Genomic DNA, 322 nt, shown 5'->3' with positions numbered 1-322 from the left:
CGATCGGGGAGCGTCTGAAGCGCTGGCGTCTGGGCTTGTCTCCCGCCATGTCCGGCAGTCGTGAGATCTCGTGACGCTGAAAGCAGCGATGCAGGACGGAGCGTGTCAGATGGGGAATGCTGGCCTGCAGGGTATAAAGGCAGTCATCCAGCGGTAGCAACGTATGCCGGCGAAATGCCACGATCATTGCTTCGTCCGTCTCGGACAGGACCGTTGATCAAGGCTCTTTTGGTCCCGACTTCTGATCTTCGACAGTCTGGCGCTTGCGCCATTTTGCAACTGTTTTCGGGTTGATCCCGAACTCCTCGCTCAGCGCCGCGAG

1 pseudogene is annotated in these 322 nt (G+C 59.0%); it reads right to left on the bottom strand.

Annotated elements, in window-relative coordinates:
* Window positions 1-322 (bottom strand): annotated as a pseudogene (locus B7444_RS15630) (IS481 family transposase); the annotation flags it as partial.

This window comes from Gluconobacter thailandicus F149-1 = NBRC 100600 (assembly GCF_000964465.1).
Classification (GTDB): domain Bacteria; phylum Pseudomonadota; class Alphaproteobacteria; order Acetobacterales; family Acetobacteraceae; genus Gluconobacter; species Gluconobacter thailandicus.
The sequence above is the reverse complement of the archived record's forward strand: the minus strand, read 5'-3'. Positions and strand labels throughout refer to the sequence as shown.